The organism is Collinsella sp. BG-O-102 (assembly GCF_023656745.1).
GTDB lineage: Bacteria > Actinomycetota > Coriobacteriia > Coriobacteriales > Coriobacteriaceae > Collinsella.
Map to the genome: position 1 here is coordinate 1 of NZ_JAMOKO010000009.1, position 14,523 is coordinate 14,523.

General features: G+C 58.7%; 12 protein-coding genes and 2 tRNA genes. 10 read left to right on the top strand and 4 right to left on the bottom strand.

Annotated features, from left to right (window positions below):
• The first annotated feature begins 234 nt into the window (after positions 1–234).
• From NBH09_RS05775 to NBH09_RS05800, 6 genes are all read left to right on the top strand, one after another.
• Positions 235–735, top strand: a complete 501-nt coding sequence (locus NBH09_RS05775; protein ID WP_250787324.1) for a bifunctional nuclease family protein — start codon at positions 235–237, stop codon at positions 733–735.
• Between the two features lie 33 nt (positions 736–768).
• The gene (locus NBH09_RS05780; RefSeq protein ID WP_250787325.1) at positions 769–1,125 is read left to right on the top strand and encodes a hypothetical protein; all 357 of its coding nucleotides are present in this window, start codon (positions 769–771) and stop codon (positions 1,123–1,125) included.
• 30 nt (positions 1,126–1,155) lie between these two features.
• The gene (locus NBH09_RS05785; RefSeq protein ID WP_089572580.1) at positions 1,156–1,605 is read left to right on the top strand and encodes a hypothetical protein; all 450 of its coding nucleotides are present in this window, start codon (positions 1,156–1,158) and stop codon (positions 1,603–1,605) included.
• Between the two features lie 117 nt (positions 1,606–1,722).
• Positions 1,723–3,561 (top strand): translational GTPase TypA, encoded by a 1,839-nt coding sequence (gene typA / locus NBH09_RS05790; RefSeq protein WP_006235837.1) that lies wholly within the window; start codon positions 1,723–1,725, stop codon positions 3,559–3,561.
• 422 nt (positions 3,562–3,983) lie between these two features.
• Positions 3,984–7,727: a Spy0128 family protein gene (locus NBH09_RS05795; RefSeq protein WP_250787326.1), complete on the top strand. Its 3,744-nt coding sequence runs from the start codon at positions 3,984–3,986 to the stop codon at positions 7,725–7,727.
• Positions 7,681–9,363: an isopeptide-forming domain-containing fimbrial protein gene (locus NBH09_RS05800; RefSeq protein ID WP_250787327.1), complete on the top strand. Its 1,683-nt coding sequence runs from the start codon at positions 7,681–7,683 to the stop codon at positions 9,361–9,363. The genes NBH09_RS05795 and NBH09_RS05800 overlap by 47 nt, the downstream gene beginning before the upstream one ends.
• A gap of 221 nt (positions 9,364–9,584) precedes the next feature.
• Here NBH09_RS05800 and NBH09_RS05805 read toward each other — a convergent pair whose 3' ends face one another.
• From NBH09_RS05805 to NBH09_RS05820, 4 genes are all read right to left on the bottom strand, one after another.
• Complete coding sequence (locus NBH09_RS05805; protein WP_250787328.1) at positions 9,585–10,733, bottom strand: DUF8173 domain-containing protein; 1,149 nt, start codon at positions 10,731–10,733, stop codon at positions 9,585–9,587.
• Positions 10,734–10,839: 106 nt separating this feature from the next.
• Positions 10,840–11,529, bottom strand: coding sequence for a trimeric intracellular cation channel family protein (locus tag NBH09_RS05810; RefSeq protein ID WP_233506191.1), 690 nt, complete (start codon positions 11,527–11,529; stop codon positions 10,840–10,842).
• 426 nt (positions 11,530–11,955) lie between these two features.
• Positions 11,956–12,046: transfer RNA gene (locus NBH09_RS05815), tRNA-Ser, on the bottom strand.
• Positions 12,047–12,094: 48 nt separating this feature from the next.
• Positions 12,095–12,185, bottom strand: a tRNA-Ser gene (locus NBH09_RS05820).
• A gap of 504 nt (positions 12,186–12,689) precedes the next feature.
• On the opposite strand from NBH09_RS05820, the gene rpsF reads away from it, so the two are divergent.
• From rpsF to rplI, 4 genes are all read left to right on the top strand, one after another.
• On the top strand, positions 12,690–12,983 hold the full coding sequence (gene rpsF / locus NBH09_RS05825; protein ID WP_006235831.1) for a 30S ribosomal protein S6: 294 nt from the start codon (positions 12,690–12,692) through the stop codon (positions 12,981–12,983).
• 48 nt (positions 12,984–13,031) lie between these two features.
• Entirely contained in the window at positions 13,032–13,484 is a 453-nt protein-coding gene (locus NBH09_RS05830; RefSeq protein WP_006235830.1) for a single-stranded DNA-binding protein, read from the top strand.
• A 72-nt stretch (positions 13,485–13,556) separates the two neighbouring features.
• Positions 13,557–13,823, top strand: coding sequence for a 30S ribosomal protein S18 (gene rpsR / locus NBH09_RS05835; RefSeq protein WP_006235829.1), 267 nt, complete (start codon positions 13,557–13,559; stop codon positions 13,821–13,823).
• Positions 13,824–13,838: 15 nt separating this feature from the next.
• Positions 13,839–14,378: a 50S ribosomal protein L9 gene (rplI, locus tag NBH09_RS05840; RefSeq protein ID WP_022094073.1), complete on the top strand. Its 540-nt coding sequence runs from the start codon at positions 13,839–13,841 to the stop codon at positions 14,376–14,378.
• The last annotated feature ends 145 nt before the right edge of the window (positions 14,379–14,523 follow it).

A 14,523-nucleotide genomic window follows, 5' to 3' on the forward strand; every position in this document is an offset into this window, starting at 1 on the left:
CCCGCAGGTGCGGTAAGGGCTACCGCACGGGCCGATACTCAAAGCCCATTGTGGCACCCCGAGCCCGCGGAAAGAAGCTGCGCCGCGGGGGAGGCGGCCCCAATGGCTTTCTCATATCGTCTTGTCTGCGATAAATCTCATTTTGGTTTTGTGTGCTGCGCGAAAGTTTGGGTAGTATAGCTATTCAACGCGGCGGGCCGCCGCGTGTTAACCGCTACGTACCGGAGGTGTTCCATGGTTCGTGTCGACATAGAGACCATCGTCATGGCCGCCGGTCCCGTGCCATCGCTTATTGTGCTTCGCGAGCGCTGCAGCAAGTCGGATTCCCCCGCGCCGCTGCGGTCCCTCTCCATCCAGACCGGCTCGTTTGAGGCTGCGGCAATCAGCCGCGGCATCGACAGCGGACGCGCCGAGCGCCCGATTACCCATGACCTGCTGCTCGATACTGTTGGCGCCCTGGGTGCCAAGCTCGAGCGCGTCGAAATCGTCCGCGCCGAGCCGCCCGTGTTCTACGCGACGGTTGTCGTGTTGGCCGATGGCAACGAGCATCGGATCGATGCGCGTCCGAGCGACGCCATCGCCCTTGCCGTACGCAGCAATGCCCCCATGTTCGTTGAAGACGACATCATGAATCGCTTGGGCACCGTATCGCCGCACGCCGAGGAAGTCGACGACGAGCAAGAGTTCGAAAAGTTCGACGAGTTCGTCCATACGCTCTCCCCCGATGACTTTTAAATGCTCGACAAACACGCGACGGAGTGCGCGCTCATGAGTGCCGGAGTTTCTGGCGAGGCGGCGGCCATTGCGCGCGAGGCCCAGATGCGCTCGGAGGCTTCTGAGGCGGCTCGCATTGCCTATGTGACGCAGGCCCGCACGCTTCGCGAACGCCGCGGCTCGTTTATCAAGATGGTTGTCGTCTCCGCCCTTGTCGCGGCAATCTGCTCGCGCCTTCGTGGTACAGTTGGTGCGCTTGGGTTTTCGATCTCTACGGGCCTCGTGATCTGGGGTGTGGTCGATGCAGTCATGCTGACTAGCCAGATCAAGGTGCTCGACAAGCGTGCAGCGGATATGATGCGCGCCCGCGATGCCGCTGCTAAGATCGCCGCCGAGGCGCAAGAACTGTAACGACGCCAGACTCGATGGGAAGGTCTAAAGATGGCACAGGATATGCAGGACGCCGGTAACGTCTCCGCCGAGCTCGACGCCATGGTGTGTGACCTGATTGGTGCGTTCTTGGACGACCTTGCCGCCGGTGAGAATCCGGGCGTAGTTGTGGCGATCGAGGACGCTGCTTCCAACCGATATCTGGCGGCGCTTGACGAGGACGGCGAAGAGGCGTGCCTCGAGGCGGCCACCAACTTTATCTCCGAGCACAAGATGGGTCTTAAGGACGAGGGCCTGGGCCGCATTGCCCGCTATGCCATCGGCTACACCGGTTGTGTCGAGATTGACGGCGGCTATCACGATGCCCTGCTCGTAAGCTTCTTCGAAACCACGCTCGAGAGCGGTTTTTCGGCATATGTGCTGTATGAGGGCATGGGCGCCGGCGATGGTTTTATGTGGAGCGACCCTGAACCTGCAGGTGAGGAAACCCCTCTCATCTAAAATCGCTAAAATAAACGAGTTTTCGGTAAAAGGCTCAATATTCCCGCCGAGCGTTGCATTGCTGGGTGGGTCGCATACGCGTGCCGGTTGTATATAGATAGAAGATAGGGGAACTACATGCGCGTAGACAATCTGAGAAACATCGCCATCATCGCCCACGTCGACCACGGCAAGACGACGATGGTCGACAAGCTCCTGCGTGCCACGGACGCCTTCCGTGCCAACCAGCAGGTCGAGGACCGCGTCCTGGATTCCAACGACCAGGAGCGCGAGCGCGGCATTACGATTCTCGCCAAGAACATCTCTATCGAGTACAAGGACGTTAAGATCAACGTCATCGACACCCCGGGCCACGCCGACTTCGGCGGCGAGGTCGAGCGCGTGCTGCGTATGGCCGACGGCGCCCTGCTGCTGGTCGACGCCTTTGAGGGCCCCATGCCCCAGACCCGCTTCGTGCTGCGTCACGCTATCGACACCGGCCTTAAGATCATGATCGTCATCAACAAGATCGATCGTCCGGGCGCCAACCCCGAGAAGGCCTACAACGACTGCCTGGACCTCATGGCCGACCTGGGCGCCACCGACGACCAGCTTGAGTTCGCCATGGAGCACGTGGTCTACGCCAGCGCCATGAATGGCTTTGCCCGCCTTGACCCTAACGACGGCAATATGGACATGTACCCGCTGCTCGACATGATCATCGACGATATGCCCGCGCCCGAGGTTGACGAGAACGCCCCGCTGGCCATGCAATGCGTGACCATCGACCACTCCAACTTCGTTGGTCGTATCGGCATCGGTCGCGTGTACTCCGGCACCATCCACCAGGGCGACCAGATCCTGGTTGTCAAGAACGATGGCTCCAGTGCCACCGCTACCGTCAAGCAGCTCTTTACCTTCGACTACCTGGGCCGTACCGAGTGCCAGGAAGTCGGCGCTGGCGATATCGCTGCTGTCGTGGGTATTGACCGCACCGATATCGGCGATGTTTACACCGACCCCGAGAACCCCGTCGAGCTCGAGCCCATCGAGATCGACCCGCCGACCCTGTCCATCGTCTTTGAGGCCTCGACCTCCCCGCTCGTCGGCCGCGATGGCGACATCGTGGGCGCCCGTCAGCTTAAGGAGCGCCTGTTCAACGAGGCCGAGAACAACGTGACCATGAAGATCGAGGAGCTCGAGGACAAGAGCGGCGTCGAGGTCTCGGGCCGCGGCATCCTGCACCTGTCCGTCCTGATGGAGTCCATGCGCCGCGAGGGCTTTGAGTTCCAGGTCGGCCGTCCCCGCGTTCTGTTTAAGAAGGACGAGAACGGCAACAAGATGGAGCCTGTCGAGCAGGCCGTCGTTGAGTGCCCGGACGAGTACTCAGGCAAGGTCGTTGAGGTCTTCGGTACCTCCGGCGGCATCATGACGAGCATGGACACCTCGGGCATCGTGACGCACCTTGAGTTCAAGATCCCGACGCGCGGCATCATGGGTCTCAAGAACCGCATCATGAACGTCACCCACGGCGAGGGCGTGTTCTACCACACCTTCCTGGAGTACGGTCCTTACGCCGGCGAGATCGGTAACCGTCAGAACGGCGCAATGATCTCCATGACCACCGAGAAGGCCGTTGCCTATGCTCTGGGTACGCTGCAGGAGCGCGGCCAGCTGTTTGTTGAGCCGGGCACCGAGTGCTATGAGGGCATGATCGTGGGCGAGCGCAGCAAGGCCGGCGACATGGTCGTCAACATCGCTCGCACCAAGAACCTGGGCAACCAGCGTTCCTCGACCTCCGATATCTCCGTCCAGCTGGTGCCGCCCCGCACCTTCTCGCTGGAGGAAGCGCTGGAGTACATCGCCGACGACGAGCTGGTCGAGATTACTCCCAAGAACATCCGCCTGCGCAAGCGTCTGCTCAATGCTACCGACCGCAAGAAGGCTGCCGTTCGCGCCGGCCAGGTCAACAAATAAGTGCCGGGCTTTATAGCGTCTAACAAGAAAGGGCGTCGACCGCAATGGTCGGCGCCCTTTTTGGTGCAAGGGGACAGGTTACTTTGCACCACGGTGGAGGAGGTTATCCCCCGAGCGGCTTTCCAGCCAAAGTAAAGTTGTTTAAACATATACATAATTCCACAGGATATAACCGCTTTGATACAAAACCGTTAACAGATAAATATCAACTGGTATTACATTAAAAGACCTCTTTACCAGCGGTTTACATGACTGTTATCTATATTGTATTTTATGCATTGTGGCATAGACGAACCGTCTTAGAAGTTGCCCCCAATGGGTTCTTGCAATGCGCTAGGTAGGTTCTCGTAGATGTTGGGGCTTGTGTTCGATCCGACGATTCGCCGTATTCCACACTGTGTTGTAGGAATTAAGGGACAACTATGGACGCACACCGCTCACGGTCGCTGGGTATGGCGGCTCTGATTTTCATTTTGATTTGCCTCACCGCCGCAGTGTTTTACGGTGCGGCCCCCGTGCGCGCCGATGACGTTGCGAAGCCCGATCCGATTGCGATCGATGGGGATACGGCGACGGTTGATGTCAGGCTGTATACCGATGAGCACCATACTCAAAAGCTCGAGGATCCCGTAACGTCCACTTCGACGCTCTATGGAGCTTTCTCGGCACAATTCAACGCCGGCAAGGCGCCTACGCCCGAGAAGAACATCGCTGTCTATAAGCTGCCCGACACCATTGTCGTTGACGACAACGACGGCGGCGACCTCATGGAGGGTTCGGAAGCCACTGCCGCCAAGGCTGGCACGTGGAAGATTAAGGACAATAAGGTCATCTTTGCGTTTGACAAAAACTGGCTTGCGTCAAACCCTGCGGAGATTTATGTCGGAGCCAATTTCTCGTTCGAGCTTGCAGACAAGGGCACCGGCTCAGGCGGCAACGCATCTGTCGTGTTCCCTGGTGTGGGAACGATCAAAATCCCTATCAAGGACGGCAAAGTCACGGGGACGAAGTCGGGGACCTTCTCCCAGGGCGCAGATGGCGTGGCCAAGGTTACCTGGACTGTTACGCTTACCGTAGAGTCGTATGCTACGGACGTTAGCTTCATTGATACGCTGGGCGACAACTTCGACTTTGTGAACGACAGTTTCAAGCTCGACGGCAAGAAGCTTGACTCCCAGCCGATGATCGACGGCCAGGTCGTAACCCTCGACAGCCTGGGCAACCTTTCCCGGGGCAACCACACGATCACGTACGATACGGTGCTGAAGAGCGGTGTTGCCGCGAACGGCGGCGATTTGATCAAAGCTGAGAATAAGGCAACGTGGAATTGGGCTGGCTCAAGCGACAGCGATAACAGAACAGCTACGGCTGAGCCTGTTACATTCGGCTATGACATGATCAAGAAGTCCAATGGCTCAGGCACGCCGTCGGACATCAAGTGGACGGTCAAGCTCAACCAAGGCAAGCTCAAGGCCGACATGAGCGGATACATGTTCACCGATAATCTGGACGGAAAACAGACGTATACGGGCAACTTTACGGTTTACAAAGGCGACTCGGAGGCGAGCGGAGTCAAGATTTGTGAAAGAAAACTTGAACCTAAGGATAATTTCTTTTCCTATACGTTTCCGAACAACCTTGAGGATAAGTACGCCACCTACTGCATCGTTTATCACACCAAGATGAACGATACGAGCTCGTACGACACCGTGCGCAACAGCGCGACCATCGAGCGCAAAGGTTCCGTTTCCGGTACGGATGATGGCAGTTTCACGCCGCAGCTGACGGGTGTTGTGCCGATCACCAAGAGGCTCGTGAGATACGATGAGGCGGCGACGACGGGCAGGGCGACGTGGGAGACGAAGGTCGCGCTGAAGGCGATCGTCAATGCGGCCCATCCAGGCGAGGTGACGGTGAAGGACACGTTTCAGTCGGCATGGTCGCAGAAACTTGGCGTCGACGAAAGCTCCATTACCATTAAAATCGGCAATACCGAGCTGGTTCCGGGCACCGACTGGAGACCAACGACCAGCTATCCGGGTAATGAAACAAAGAAAAACTACGACCTCAAAATCATCGTTACCGACAACGTGAAAGCCGCTCTCGAGAACGAGGACTACGCCGTTATCACCTACGACACCACATCAGAAGCGCTGTCGGGCTGGTACTCAAACTTCGCAGCGGTCGAAGCACCGGGCCTGAGACTACAGTGGCCGTTCACCGAACCCATCAAGTACGTTGTCAACCGAGAAACGATGCCCGCGGTCGAGAAGCCGGAAGCGGAGTCGAAGGTGTCTTGGGTTGAGAACTTCGATTGGCATACCGTTGACGGCTCGGATGAGAAGGGCGCCTGGATCGTCGACTGGACGGTGTATGCAAACCGCCAAAAGGGTAATAAGGGCGCAAATGGCGAGTTCGAATACTATGGAGCTGGAAAGCTGGGCGGGAAACCGCTGAATATCGTTGATAGCCTTCCGGATGGTATGAGCTATGTTGCGAATTCCGCAAAGTATACGCTCGTGCAGAACCCCTATGATAAACATACGGGGCTTCATCGCGGAGGCGAGGCCAAGGAGGTCGTTACGGGTCGGACGCTCGCCGCCGACAACGTCAGCCGCAACGGCAATACGGTCACCTTCTCCATCCCCACGACTGAGCTTGAAAGCTATGCCGGCTACGCAAAGCTCACGTACAAGACGGCGGTCAAGCGCGGTGAGCTCGATACCTCCACAAACGAGGTGAAGTTCACCAACAAGGCCAGCGCGGGGTCAGGAGTTAAACAGTTCGATTCCGGTAAAGGTGACGTCATCATTAAGAACAACGTCATCAAAAAGTCCGGCGAGCAGGTTGCCAATAGCAATCGCATCAAATACACCATTCTTGTTAACGAGTCTGCCGTTGCCCTTAAAAATGGCACCGACTTCCTTGAGCTCGTCGATACCATGGATGCCAAGTGCGCGCTGGTGCCGTCGACGCTTAAGGTCTATGAGCAGGTGAATGGTGCCTGGTCACCGCTGGCTGATAAGGACTATTCGTCGAAGATGGAGCAAGTCAAGGATGAATCTGGCTCGTGTACGAAGTTGACTCTTGAGGTGCCCGACGGGAAATACCTCAAGGTCGAGTATGAGGTTATCCCGACCGGAAACCCCGGCGAAGAGGTGTCCCTTTCCAACACCGCCGAGCTTGCGGGGGTGACGGAGGGTTCGGCGATCGACGAGCAAAAATGGAAGATTCAAAATGCGTCCGCCAGCGCGGGCGGCAACGGCTACAGCATCACGATGACCAAGTACGACGCCCAGCAGGTCGGCGCGACGCTCGAGGGGGCGAAGTTCACACTCTACAGCGTGGATATGGGCCAGGTTGCGGATGACGGAAATGTAGAGAACGCCAGAACGCCGTTTGACGAGGCCGCGATCGACGTCCCCACCGACGCCAACGGCAAAATCTCGTTCGGCACAAGCGACAAGAAGATGAGTAATTGCGTGCTCTATCAGCTCGTGGAGACCAAGGCGCCTGTTGGCTATGCCAAGGCCGATCCCACGTGGATCATGCTCAAGGGCAGCGCGAGCGACAAGGATTATCAGGCTGCGCTAACTAAGGCAAAGGACATCGTCGACGGTGCGGAGATCATCGACGATACAAAGAAGGACGAGATCTGGGTCTACGACAACCGCATGACGGGCAAGGCGGTTATTAACGCAGAGAAGGTGCTCGCAGGCGGAACGTTCAAGGAAGGTCAGTTCTCGTTCGCGCTCAAGGATGACAAGGACAGGGTGCTCCAAACGGTGACCAACGATGCCATGGGCAACGTCTCCTTCAACGTCGACTACAACAAGGCCGATACCTATACTTATACCATCTCTGAGGTCGTCCCCGAGGGCGCCGAGAACAACGTCAAGGACCACATCACCTACGACAGGACCCAGCACAAGGTTACGGTTAAGGTGGACAACGGTGAGAGGAATCTCGTCGCCACCGTCACCTATGACAATGGCTCTTCGACCCCGCCGACTTTTACCAACAGATACTCGACCACGCTTCCCGAGGCAGGCGGTGCCGGCTTGACTATGACGTATCTGGCTGGCGCTTCGCTGCTGTGCTTTGCCGCGACATGGATGCATGCTCACCGCCATCGCGATCAAGATCGAGGTGGTCGCCGTGAGTAGGCTTTGGTGCCGCTTGTTGGCCGTCGCAACGATAGCTACGGTCGCTATGTTCTCTTTTGCGATGCTGCCCAGGACGGCTCGTGCTGCCGACACCGGTGCCATTACGGTGGACGGTACAGTCGCGACGCGGTATGACGCGTACCAGCTCTTTTCGGCGACAGTTATCGATGATGACGATGCTGGCCATAAAATTGCAACTGACGTAACGTGGGCGAATGGCGCGGTTCGTCAAGCCGTTCTTCCCGTGCTTCATGATGCGGGGCTTGATGGCTCGGCATCGGCGGCGCAAGAGACTGCCGAGTGGATGAATGCCGACGGGCATATGACGACCGCGCTGACGGCAAAGCTTGCCCGCGCGATTTGCAATGCCGACGCAACTTCCGTGGCCCTTAACGCGGGCACGGCGGCCGAGCTGCCCTGCGGCTACTGGCTCATCGTCGCCGACGGCGACGCCATCGCCCAGGGCGAGGCCGGCACCGCGCCGATCATGACCCTGGTCGGCGGCAGCGCCGTCACCGTCAAGCCCAAGGCGGCGACCCCCAAGGTCCAAAAACACGTGCTGGAGGACAGCACCGCCGCCTGGCAGAAGGCCGCCGACGCCACGGTTGCCGACGACCTGTACTGGCGCCTCTCGGCCACGGTCCCGGCGGGGCTCACGGCGTACGACACCTATACGGTACAGTTCGTCGACACCATGAGTGCGGGGCTCGACCCCTCCAAGGTGGCCGCGAGCGTGCGCGTGTACGTGGCGGCGGGCGCGGACGGCGGCTTCGACGTCGTCGCATGTGAGGGTGGCAACACCAACTCGACGCCGGCTAAAGGGTGGACAGACATTACTTCACAGTGCAAGGTCTCGGTCGAGGGCAATGCCTTCACCGCGCGCACCGGCGACCTCATCGCCGCGCTCGGCGGGGCTGACGCCTTTGCCGCGGGCGCCCGCGTGGTTGCTGTCTACAATGCGCCGTTGGGGGCCAACTGCAATCGAGGCGCCACCAAGGGCAACCCCAACGAGGTCTACCTGCGTTACCCGCGCTCTCCCCTCGTCGACCAGTCCGGCGATGCCGGATTCACCCATACGCCGAGTGATGACGCCACGGCCTATACCTGGGGACTCAGCCTCATCAAGCGCTCGAGCTCGGACGATAAACCGCTCGCGAGTGCCAAACTGCGCATCATCGATGACCGCGGGCGCATCCTAACGACCGACGGCTCGTGGTCGACGGATGCTGACGCGTGCGTCATCACGGGCGCGGACGGCCACGCGGAATTGAGCGGTGTGGACGCGGGTGTCTACACCGTCGAGGAGGCCGCGGCTCCCAAGGGATACACCGCCTTTGAAGGCAAACGAACGGTAACGGTTACGTCTGAGGGATTGGACGCTAAGCAGGTGGCGGCCGCGAAGCTCAAGGTGACCGTGTCGGTCAAAAGCCCTCTGCGGGTTGATACCGCCGATGCCGGGACGGGTTCGATTGAGCTGTCGGTGCTCAACACCCCGAGCAAAGAAGCAAGTCGTGGCTTTATACCCTCGACGGGAGATAGAACGTTGGTGCTGGTGGCGGCTTTGGCTGCCATCGGAGTGGCGGCTATTGTTGTCGGGCTCGTCATCAAGCGGGGAGGCGGTCGTCGTGAAAAATAATTGCCTTTCATGCTCACTGGCGTACTGCCTCCGTAATGAGTGACGCGCAGGCCTACCGACCTGATGATCATTGGTTTTGAAAAAGTTACTAGAGAACCCTCCAAGAAAAGCGGGGCACCCGGTCGATATGACCGAGTGCCCCGCCTCGTTTGTTGTTGCAAAGTAACCTGACCCCTTTGCACCACCACAAAGGTACCTGGCCCCTTTGTGGTGGTTAGCTGCTAAGCGGTGGGGAGTTCTGGCGTGTTAGCCGGCTGCTGCGGTTTGAGGTGGGCGTTGCGCCAGATGATCTGGATAACGTAGCCGAGCGTGAAGACAAAGGCTACGCCGCTGATGAAATCGCCTACGAGGGGGATTGCCGTAAGTGCACCTGCGATCACGCCGCCGGCGGCCGCCATGGCGTAGCGGTTCTGGCTGTGTCCGACCATGCGGGCGATTGCGCACCCCGCAAAGGCACTCGACACCAATGCGATGCCGATAACGCCGCACAAGAGGGTTCCGGCAAGCGACAGGCCAGCGATAGAGATAATCAGCAGTAGGACGGCGGGGACGACAGCAATCGTACCCAGAAGACCGCTCACCCACAGGGGCGTGGGGCGCTGGTGGAGCATGCCAGCGGCGCTGGCGGTTGCACGCGGAAAGACGAGCTCGAGCAGCAGGGCGACAAAGCAGGTCGAGAGCGCCGCGGCGACGATGCCGCCGATGATGTTGTTAGCGGTCGTGGCCGCGCTCTCGTTCTCGGTGCGGTCGATCTTGAGTGCGCCTACCTCGGCTCCTGCGGCACGCTCGGGGTCCTCGGAGACGTGCGCGTTCACGGTGCCGGTAATACGGGCATTCTTGCCCAAGACGAGCTTATCGGCCCAAACCTCGACATCGCCCTCGACGGTGCCGTCGATGGTCACCGTATCGCCTGCAAGCGCTGCCGACTTGGCGGAGCCTCGCAGGGCAACCGTCTCGCCCATCGCGTAAAAACAGTTGGCGGCGCTGTCGGAATTGAGCACAACGTGCTGACCGGCCACCGTGACGCTGCCATTAACCGTGGTTTTGGCGATATCGATAGTGCGTGCCGCCAGACGGACGGCGCCGCCCACCGTGCAGTCGCGGATCGAGAGGGTATCGCCCGCGGCGATGATATCGCGGTCGATGGACGCATCGTCCAAGTTGAGAGCCTGGCCTGCCCAGTACAGGTCACCCTCGACGCCGGACGGATTGGCGTCATTGTCGGTCGCAAGTATGTTTCCTGCGGTGTCCGTGCCGGCGAACGACGCCGTGGGAAGTGCGGTGAGCGCCAGCACGATGAGCGCGAATAGGATGGTGATGCGGCCCCACGCTTTATGGCGCTGGGTCGACGGGAATTGATTGCAGGGCATAGTGAATCCTTCGTCAGATGCTCGACATGCACCTAACAGGGTACCCAACGCGTGGGCGCTCTAAAAGAACCTCTCGGTTGTATTTCGAAGGATGAGGCCGCGCAATCTACTTTTTGCGGTGCAAAAAACGTGCGATGTCTTCCTCGGTGGGGCTTTTGATGTCGAAGCGCAGCGACAGCCAGCGCAGCCCCATGGTTATCGCAACGCATACGATTAACGCGGTGATGTTGCTGACGACGCCGCTCATGACAAGGCATACATAGCTTGCAGAGCCGGCAATGGCTGCGATGGCATAGAAGTTGGTGCGCTGGAAAATGCCCGGCACCACGCCCATAAAGCTGTCACGCAGCATGCCGCCGCCCACCGCGGTGAAAAAGCCCATCATGATGCACACCGCCGGCGCAAAGCCGTAGACCAGCGCCTTGTCTGCTCCAGTGGCGGCATAGATGCCGACCGAGATGATGTCGAGCAGGGGGATGAGTTTTTCGGGCTTGTCGACGATTGCCGGGAAAATGTAGATGATGGCTGCCGTGGCAATGGAAAGCGGGAGCGCCATCGGTTGGTTGAGGATGTAGACGTTGCCCACCTGCAGCGTCATATCGCGCAAAAGACCGCCGCCCAGGCCACAGACCACGGCGAGCGCGACGGCGCCCACCAGGTCGAGCTTGTGCTCGCGCGCAACCAGAACTCCTGAGATCGATGCCGCGACAACAGCGAACATCTCAAGCCAAAACGGAATAGCGACCATGGCATCCGAGGCATGTGAGGTAACGGTCATAGCGGCGACGATGGGCAAGATAGGGTCCTTCTGATTGCGGGTTTAGATAATGCCCGTACATAGTACATGGTTGACGGGTCTGGCGACCCTATTGCTCGGTAAACGGTCGGGACTGGATGCGGGCGTAGGGCCAAACATGTACGTCAGCCTCCAAAGATGTCAAAAATGTCGGTTTTGGAGGGTGATGTACGCGTTTGAGATTTGGGGCTGGGATCGACCGCGATGGGGGCGTGGCTGAATAGGAGGGATGTCCAAATTTTGAGCGAAGCTCAAAATTTATCCGGTCGGCTTACGCCGACCGCGCTGCGCTAAAAACGCGCCACAGGCGCGTTTTCTTTACGCTCCGCGCCCTGGCGGGTTCGAATCCCTCCTCCTCCGCCGTATTTGCTTGTTAGGGACTCAAAACAAAAAAGCTCCCGTTGTTGGGAGCTTTTTCAACCAAAATGGCGGAGGAGGAGGGATTCGAACCCTCGTGACCTTATACAGGCCAAACGGTTTTCGAGACCGCCGCATTCAACCACTCTGCCACCCCTCCGCGTGGGGTAAAAACAAAGCAGGCTCAAAGGCCTGCTTTGGAATTAACTGGCGGAGAGTCAGGGATTTGAACCCTGGAGACGCTTTTGACGCCTACACGATTTCCAATCGTGCTCCTTCGGCCACTCGGACAACTCTCCGTTAAATGCGAAAGTCAGTATACACGAGGAATCGCAAAGTGCAAACAGAAAAGTTGGCATTTTTTAAAGCGCTTGACCGCGCTTGGCGTTGCAGTGGGGTTTGAGGTACCAAAAAACGCCTTCCGACCAGCGTGGTTGATTAACTCAATTGTTCAAAAGGGGTATTCATAAGTGACTCGGCAATGAATTTAAAAATCTTTGGGTGGTGCTGTGGACCACTGGTATGCATTTTGCGACCACAGCCTTGTGCCCGCTGACCTGCGGCTTGGCTCAGCTTGTCCCCACGGCACCGTATCTTGAACACAGATCCGTCAAGCATTTGGTCAGCATTTGGTTGGAATGCGCATGAAGTGCCGTGTGAGCATGGACATATGTGGAGGTCATGAGGTTGTAGCTGCATATTCTTGCGGCCTGGGAGGTTGAAAGATATTATTACCAAGTCTTTTCCTGCTTCAGGCGCACCTTCACGACCTGAAGCCACATTTGCCCAGAGGAGGTGACAATATGAAGGCTTATGAACTGCTGTTCTTTGTTGACCCGTCGCTCGACCCCGAGACTCGTCTCGCTGTTATGAAGCGTATCGATACCACGATCGCTGAGGGCGCTGGCAAGGTCGACTCCGTTGACGAGTGGGGCAAGCGCAAGCTCGCCTACGAGATCAACGACCTCACCGATGGTGACTACACCCTCATCAACTTCCACGCAGATCCTACCCAGATCGCCGAGCTTGATCGCGTCCTGCGCATCACCGACGCTGTGGTCCGCCACATGATCGTCCGTCGTGACGACCAGGAGTAAGACTGTCGTTTTGGACTGGGCTTGTGCCCCAAGAGGAAGTAGTGAGTTATGAGCATCAATCGAGTGAACATCACCGGTAACCTCACCCGCGATCCCGAGCTGCGCGCCACCGCCGGCGGAACCCAGGTTCTGTCCTTTGGCGTCGCCGTGAACGATCGTCGCCGCAACGCGCAGACTGGCGAGTGGGAGGACTATCCCAACTTTGTCGACTGCACCATGTTCGGCACCCGCGCCGAGGCCGTGAGCCGTTTCCTGGCAAAGGGAAATAAGGTCGCGATCGAGGGCAAGCTGCGCTACAGCTCTTGGGAGCGCGACGGTCAGCGCCGGAGCAAGCTTGAGGTTATCGTCGATGAGATCGAGTTTATGAGCTCCCGTGGTGGCCAGGGCGGCTACGATCAGGGCGGTTACGCCCCCGCAGCTCCCGCGCCCGCCGCACGTCCTGCCGCACCGGTGGCAACGCCGCCCGCGGTCGACGTCTACGATGAGGACATCCCGTTCTAAGGGTTGTTCACCTATTTTTGAGTGAGAGGCGGCTTCGGTTCGCCGAAGTTGCCAAATGAAAGGTATTTTGACATGGCTAATGATTTTTCTGCACGTCAGCCGCGTCGTAAGTACTGCCAGTTCTGCAAGGAGAACACTGAGTTCATCGACTATAAGGACACTCAGCTTCTCCGTAAGTACATGACCGACCGTGGCAAGATCAAGCCCCGTCGCGTCACTGGCGCTTGCACGCAGCATCAGCATGACATCGCCAACGCCATCAAGCGCGCCCGCGAGATGGCCCTCCTGCCGTACACCGTCCCCGTGGTTTCCTCTCGTGGCAACCGCGACCGCGGCTAAGAAGGGAGACGCATCATGAAGGTTATTCTTCTCGATGAGATCAAGGGCAAGGGCGGCGAGGGTGACGTCGTAGAGGTCGCTCAGGGTTACGCTGAGAACTTCCTGTTCCCCAAGAAGCTCGCTGTTGCCGCCACCAAGGGCAACCTCAAGCAGCTTGACGAGCGTCGCAACAACATCGCCAAGCGCGAGGCCGTCCGTCTGGCTACCGCCAACGAGACCAAGGCTGCCTTCGAGGGCAAGACGGTCACCGTTGACGTCAAGGTCGGCGACGAGGGCATCCTCTTTGGCTCCGTTACCGCCGCTATGATCGCTGACGCCATCAAGGCTCAGCTCGGTATGGACATCGACCGCAAGCGCGTCGAGCTCGGTAAGCCCATCAAGGTTGCCGGTGCCCACACCGTTGCCATCTCGCTGTACCGCGAGATCAAGGCCGAGGTTGTCGTTCTCGTCGGCGTTACCGCCGAGGAGCTCGCTGCCGAGGCTGAGGTCGAGGAGGCCGCTGAGGTCGCCGAGGCCGAGACCGCCGAGGTCGAGACTGAGGCTGCTGCCGAGTAGCATTTGCTGCAACGCAACAATCTTGTTCTAAGAAGGGCGCTCTGGGAAACCAGAGCGCCCTTTTGTTTTTTGCGCTCAGCGAGCGCCATGGCAGGCGTTGCGGTGAAGTCCCAAATGAGGGACCGTTCATCCGTTTCGTTCGGTG

What these genes read in the sequence shown, in the direction of transcription:
- rpsR (WP_006235829.1), top strand. Translation starts at nt 13,557, where the DNA reads ATGGCTAATGATTTTTCTGCACGTCAGCCGCGTCGTAAGTACTGCCAG.
- NBH09_RS05780 (WP_250787325.1), top strand. Translation starts at nt 769, where the DNA reads ATGAGTGCCGGAGTTTCTGGCGAGGCGGCGGCCATTGCGCGCGAGGCC.
- typA (WP_006235837.1), top strand. Translation starts at nt 1,723, where the DNA reads ATGCGCGTAGACAATCTGAGAAACATCGCCATCATCGCCCACGTCGAC.
- NBH09_RS05775 (WP_250787324.1), top strand. Translation starts at nt 235, where the DNA reads ATGGTTCGTGTCGACATAGAGACCATCGTCATGGCCGCCGGTCCCGTG.
- NBH09_RS05785 (WP_089572580.1), top strand. Translation starts at nt 1,156, where the DNA reads ATGGCACAGGATATGCAGGACGCCGGTAACGTCTCCGCCGAGCTCGAC.
- NBH09_RS05805 (WP_250787328.1), bottom strand. Translation starts at nt 10,733, where the DNA reads ATGCCCTGCAATCAATTCCCGTCGACCCAGCGCCATAAAGCGTGGGGC.
- NBH09_RS05830 (WP_006235830.1), top strand. Translation starts at nt 13,032, where the DNA reads ATGAGCATCAATCGAGTGAACATCACCGGTAACCTCACCCGCGATCCC.
- rplI (WP_022094073.1), top strand. Translation starts at nt 13,839, where the DNA reads ATGAAGGTTATTCTTCTCGATGAGATCAAGGGCAAGGGCGGCGAGGGT.
- NBH09_RS05800 (WP_250787327.1), top strand. Translation starts at nt 7,681, where the DNA reads ATGCTCACCGCCATCGCGATCAAGATCGAGGTGGTCGCCGTGAGTAGG.
- NBH09_RS05795 (WP_250787326.1), top strand. Translation starts at nt 3,984, where the DNA reads ATGGACGCACACCGCTCACGGTCGCTGGGTATGGCGGCTCTGATTTTC.
- rpsF (WP_006235831.1), top strand. Translation starts at nt 12,690, where the DNA reads ATGAAGGCTTATGAACTGCTGTTCTTTGTTGACCCGTCGCTCGACCCC.